The following is a 5,622-nucleotide window of genomic DNA, read 5'->3' as shown; positions in this document are numbered from 1 at the left end:
GCATCAGCCAGGGGTGCGGATAGGAAGAGAGTCCTTTGGTCTCATGTAACTCGTGCCGGAAGTTATCAACCTGCTCCAGTTTCAGGCGTCCTTCAAGGAAGGCGCGCGCATCATGCAGGTTTTTGTCGCTCCAATTGGCTATGCGCTCACGCAGCTTCTGAGCCTGTTCCAGGCTTATATCAGTCATTTTTCACCCCGCTCTTTTCAAACTCGAAATGCGCCACGAGGTGCTTGATGAATTCACGGCACAAATCCAAATGCAGGAGGCGCTTTTGCGTCTCTTCGGCTTTGTCGGGATGACTTTGAAAAAAAGCCTCGACAGTTTTATCACCGCGCAATTCTTCCAAAACTGCGGCGAGGTTGGCTCCCGTGCTCCACGTGCCCCGCCCGACGCGCATGCGAATGTAATCCAAAATATCGCCGACGCTGTCAGTTGACCAGGCCAACGACTCCAGGCCGCGCAGGCCGCTTTTAGTCAGCCGGGTTTGCGCAAATTCCCTGGCAAAACGCTGCGCTTCGCCGCTGCCTTTTATGCCGGCTTGGGGCAGCGCGTAATGATCGCCCAGATTGGCAATGAGGCGGCGGCGGTCCATCTCAAAAGAAAAATTTTGTGAGCTCATGTTCTTCTCCGTTAGGCATACTTGACATGAAAAGGATGGCAAACCGTGATTTGTCCGAACCCTTCGGCCCGTCTTTCTCCCACACCGGACATTTCCAGGGCGCGAAGTTTCGTTTTTATTTCTTCTGAATTTTCCCGCGGCGCACGAAAGCCGAATACGGAGCCGCGCGCCAAAACGGCAGTATCCGGTTTGGGCAGGCCTTGCGCAGCATTCCATCCGGCAACGATGGCTTTGCTCAAAAATTTCGCGACCATTTGCACTTCATCCCCGAGGCCGAAATCACCCGGCGCTGCCGCGCTCAACAGCGGGCGGCCCAATGCGTCTTTCAGAATGAGATGACTGTTGAGAGTGATGCTGAAATGGCAGAAGCGCTTTTCTTGATCACTGAACTTGCCGGTGAACTCTTGCCATCGGGTCTCGAAGTCACTTTCGGCATCAAGCATGTTACGTGAATCAATGCTCAACTCACCCAAGCCGCGCGTGCGCGCCTTGCCAATACTGAGATGCTCGCGGTTGTGAACAATTTTTTCGACCTCGGCAAACAGCCTATCAGCGTTGGGGGAATCCGAGGCTAGCGTGCCGATGAAATATAAGTGGCGTTTCTCTTTCTCCAACTGCGGTTTGGCGGTCAACATGTCATAGGAAAAAAGCTGGCCATGAGTTGCCGTGCCGCGCGGCCGGGAAATGCCGACGTGCATGCGCAACTGGCGGCGCGGGTTGGCTTTCACTCTGGCTTCCAACGATTGCATATACACGCCGGCAAGCCGGTCGAGGCGTTCGCCGCAACTGCACTTTCTCGACTCCATATTCGACTGCTCTCGGGCCAACAGCCTTTCGAATAAGCGATCGTGCAAGCTGGTTTCGTGCGCCAGGCCATGGCGTTTGCAAGCCGCGGCGGTAGCGGGCAAAAGCAGCGGCGCATTCGTTCGATCGCCCGGCAAAAAATCGCTGAACCGTATCTCTTCGGAAACAAAAATGCGCTGGAAGAGATCATGCTCGGTTCCGATTTTGTTGATGAAGATTTCTGCAAATGCGCCGCGCACTGCGCTGCCGGGCAAATAATCGAGCGTCTTCACAAATTGGCTGGTGGCGCGCGATTGCAGAATCGCGATGGGCGCTTCCGCCTTCAGGACGTATTTCATTTTCTGTGTTAGCATTATTCGCCTCCTCGACGGCTCAGGCGTGCAATTTCCTGCAGAACTTCGTTGACGGGAACGTCCTTCTCATCAATCCTTATATTCTGATCCAGCGTTAAGACACACTGGCCTGCGCCGCGGCTTTTGCTGCCACCGACGAAGTTCAGCAGCTTGAGGGAGGCGCAGAGTAGAATCAATTCGTTTGAAAAACTTCCACCCGTACTGGGCGTCCCTAGCTGCCAGCCGCGCACGCGCCCTTTAAAACGCAAATTCTCGACCGTGTTTTGCACCGTAAACAAATGCTTTGCGAGAGCGATCCCGCGCGGCCGGGAAAGCTGAACTTGGGTTCGGGCATAGAAGAAATCATCTGCCTCCTGCTGCCGCTCAACTTTGATTTCCTTAAGATGCTCGTCACAGGCTTGCGCATCACGCCAAATCAGGCCGGTCTGGCCGCTCATGGAAGAGTAGCCGGCGGCGCCAAAAGTGCGGCATATCAGACACGGATTCTTCTGACGACCGCGTGCCGGACACATAAAATCCGGATGGGGTCCATTGCAGATGTCGTCATGGCCGAGGGTTTTCGCCAGGCGTTCGGCCATATCGCGTACGCGGCCTTTCAATGTCGAAGCCGGAATGTAAGGAAGGCCGTTCAAATCTTGCACAACGGTACGGTCAATTTGTCCGCTGGGAAAACCCGAGCCAATGGCCATCGTGCCCGGAAGGGTGATGGTAAATTGCAGGTCGATTTTCGTGCGGGGTGCAATGGTTCTGTTCATCTCAAGCTCCTTTCTCGACGAAGCGGTAGAGATCGAGCAAGTCCACGAACGCGCTGAAAAGCTTTTCACCTTGACCGTTCGCTTGTTTTTCTGCCGGCCGTGACCAGGGCCAGACATTCGCTTCTTTGTCTTTGAATTCAACAAGATCCTTGTCAGTAAAAAATTCTTTGAGAAGCTGTTGTTGTCTCAAATTACGCAGCCGGCCAACCATGTGCAGCGCCGCCATCGTGCCTTCAACCGTCGAATTGCTCATGCACGCTTCATAAACCATCTGTAATTGGCTGGCTGGCATGTTCTCTTTCTTAAAATCCCTCGCATATTGCAGCAGCGTTGACATTTGCAGATGTGTATATGGCCGATGATAGGGTACCGCCGCGCGGGCTGATTCAAGGTCGATCATGCTGCCGGTGACGACCTGGTAATCGATCACACCACAATCATACAGCGGCGAGGCTTTTTTCTTGGCGTTTTTGAGGAGGTCCTCTCCGATATCAGCCAGCGCGGGGATTGGGAAGTTGCTGTGGCACAGGACGACGCCGGCGCACATAGTGAGTTTTTGAGACTGCATCCCGGTGCCCTCCAAGATCTTTGGGGAAGCTTCTTCGAAGCGGCGTAAAATCTCAATCGTCACTGGCATCGCCATTTTCGCCGTGGTGAAAAGCATCAAATCATCGCCGCCAATGAGAACGATCTCGAAGGGAAGCACGTCTTGATAAATCTTGCCATGCTGTAGCAAGGCATCATAAATAAGCTTTTCGATGGTCGTTTTCAGTTCCTTTGAGTAGTCTTTGTCCTGCTCTGGAGAATCGATTTCATCAAACAACATTCCCATGCGATTGCCGTCGATCTTGATGAACCCAACGTAGCCAGAGCCATCCACCTTGCCCAGTTCATTCAGATCTTTCGGGAGTCTTGCGTTATACCAGGCATGTGAAGGACCAATATGGTTTTTGAATTTTCTCAAATACCCTTCATACCGCTCCTCCGAACCTTTTTCACGTTTTTTGTAGCACGCCAAACAGAGCAAGTCGCCACTGCGATCCTCATTGAAGCGTTTTTCTGCGGGAAGCTGACCACAGGAAGCGCAAGGCCGCATGTATGGCTCCAACGGGAGATGTGCCAACTCAGCCTTGGAAGATTTTTTCTTCTGCATTTGTCGGACTGCTGCAGATTTGAGAGCTTTATACCAGTTATGGTCGCCTGTTTTCGTTCCCTCAACCCAAACTGCTGTGATGCTGCCGGTTTCGGTTTTTTCTCTGAATTCATTTTCAATTCTCCTTGTCAGCGCCTCTGCGCTTTCTTGATCCTCGGCGAAATAAGCACCCCCGCCTCCGGCGCCGTATATTTTATTGGAGTTTTCCAGTTTGGCAGGCCTTTGCTCTTCGATTTCAAGAAGAATGGCGCTTGCTCCGCGAATTTCCTTTAGACTGTTCGTGGCAAAGACGTAATCTTTGATGCGATCAGTATCGAAGGAGACCATCCAATGCTTATTTGTATCGGGCATGTTAACCTCCAGTTTAAATTGTTTGAGCTTTCAAAAATAATGAAATTTCACCCAAAAACATCATCGACAACGTTGTCAAGCAAATCCGAGAACCAATTCGCAATTTTGGGAAGGAAAGCAGCAAGTCGTCCCTCCAAAGGCGAAGACAAGCTGTTGATTTTTGGTATTACCCAGGCGCCGCCTCCATGATTGATATTTTTTGCCCGTCAAGTTTGATGCCATAACACTTTCTGCCGCGCTTGCCTTCGGCAGAAATCATGTAAAATGGAACAAGATAAGACGGCAGCAGTTCCCGTCGAATCTGGCTGTTGATGCGGGCGCGGGTCTGCAGCACCCAGCTCATGGGCAACTCGCCTTTTTCCAAAACTTTTTCGACAAAACTCGCGCGCATCTGGCCGCTGGGATCGAGCCGGTCGAAGCGTTGCAGCAACCCCTCGCGCAGGGCGCTGCCAAAATACGGACTTTATGCCGGTTCGAAATAGGCCGCGAAGTCTTCAACTTGAATATGCCGTGGACGGCTGCGGCTGCGCCCGGCAAAGTACCAATACAAGCAGAAGCGCTGGGGTTGCAGAAAGATTTCGTTTTTGCCGATGCGCAACGCATGTTTGTTGACATCCAAAAGAAGTTGCGGCAACACCAGAGATTGATCGAGATTACTTTGCACCCATTCCAGCAGTTGGCGATAGCCGGCCGGTGACTGGTTCGGATCGATCTGCATGCGCTCGCGCAAGCGGATAAACGGAATGTCGATGAGATCGATATGCGCATTGCCAGCGTCAAGTGTGCGGCCATCTCCCAAAACAATGGGTGTTGCGCGGGGCGGGGGATAATAAAATCCACCGTGATGCTCGAGTTCCGGCGGGTCGACCAGCACGTGATAAAGCGCGTCTTGCGGCCGCGCCAGCAGTTGCAGCGCCAGCGCGAGATAGGTACTCATGGTCTTGCGGCCGCCGGCGAGCGAACAATGCAAAACGAGATTGGGATCTGCCGTCTTTTTCCACAGCTCACGCAGGATCAACTCCAGAAATGTTTCACTGTGCTGGCGCGTGCGAATATCCGGAATCGGCATGAGATGATCTTCCGCCACAATAATGTTCTCCGGCGCAAACCTAACCTGGCCGCATGCGGCCGGGTAATCTTGCTGCAATTGGTAAAGTTGGCCGTGCACCGGATCGAGAAGCTTTTGGATTGCATCCTGCCAGCCTTCATGCGTTGAAACAGCCCACACCTCGTGAATGGGAATTCGGCGAACGACGCACAGCGCATACAGCGTCTCGGTCAAAATTTGCGGCGTGCGGCCGAGGACGGCAAAGAGGATGTGATGATGAGATAATCGCATTGATCATTCGTTGTGATTTCGCCCACACCACCACTAAGAGTCGTAAGCGCCATGAATGGCGCTGGAATTTGAGGGCGCATTAGCGCTCTTCCCAATTTTAGCCGCGCGATTCATCGCGCGGTGGGCATAGCATCGTCCAGCGATGAACCGCCGGGCTAAAAAATGCAAGCGCCAGGAATGGCCCTAAAATTTGAGGGCGCATTAGCGCTCTTCCCAATTTTAGCCGCGCGATTCATCGCGCGGTGGG

Annotated in this window: 5 protein-coding genes; all 5 read right to left on the bottom strand. The window is 52.9% G+C overall.

Annotated elements, in window-relative coordinates; all coding sequences use genetic code 11:
* Positions 1-179 precede the first annotated feature (179 nt).
* The gene (locus FBQ85_25830) at positions 180-620 is read right to left on the bottom strand and encodes a hypothetical protein (protein MDL1878553.1); all 441 of its coding nucleotides are present in this window, start codon (positions 618-620) and stop codon (positions 180-182) included.
* 11 nt (positions 621-631) lie between these two features.
* Positions 632-1,777, bottom strand: a complete 1,146-nt coding sequence (locus FBQ85_25825) for a hypothetical protein (protein ID MDL1878552.1) — start codon at positions 1,775-1,777, stop codon at positions 632-634.
* On the bottom strand, positions 1,777-2,676 hold the full coding sequence (locus FBQ85_25820) for a hypothetical protein (GenBank protein MDL1878551.1): 900 nt from the start codon (positions 2,674-2,676) through the stop codon (positions 1,777-1,779). The genes FBQ85_25825 and FBQ85_25820 overlap by 1 nt, the downstream gene beginning before the upstream one ends.
* Before the next feature lie 1,526 nt (positions 2,677-4,202).
* Positions 4,203-4,466 (bottom strand): hypothetical protein, encoded by a 264-nt coding sequence (locus FBQ85_25815; GenBank protein MDL1878550.1) that lies wholly within the window; start codon positions 4,464-4,466, stop codon positions 4,203-4,205.
* Between the two features lie 33 nt (positions 4,467-4,499).
* Complete coding sequence (locus FBQ85_25810) at positions 4,500-5,375, bottom strand: TIGR02584 family CRISPR-associated protein (protein ID MDL1878549.1); 876 nt, start codon at positions 5,373-5,375, stop codon at positions 4,500-4,502.
* Positions 5,376-5,622 lie beyond the last annotated feature (247 nt).

It is taken from the genome of Cytophagia bacterium CHB2, from assembly GCA_030263535.1.
Taxonomy (GTDB): Bacteria; Zhuqueibacterota; Zhuqueibacteria; order Zhuqueibacterales; family Zhuqueibacteraceae; genus Coneutiohabitans.
This window is presented reverse-complemented; position numbering and strand designations above follow the sequence as displayed.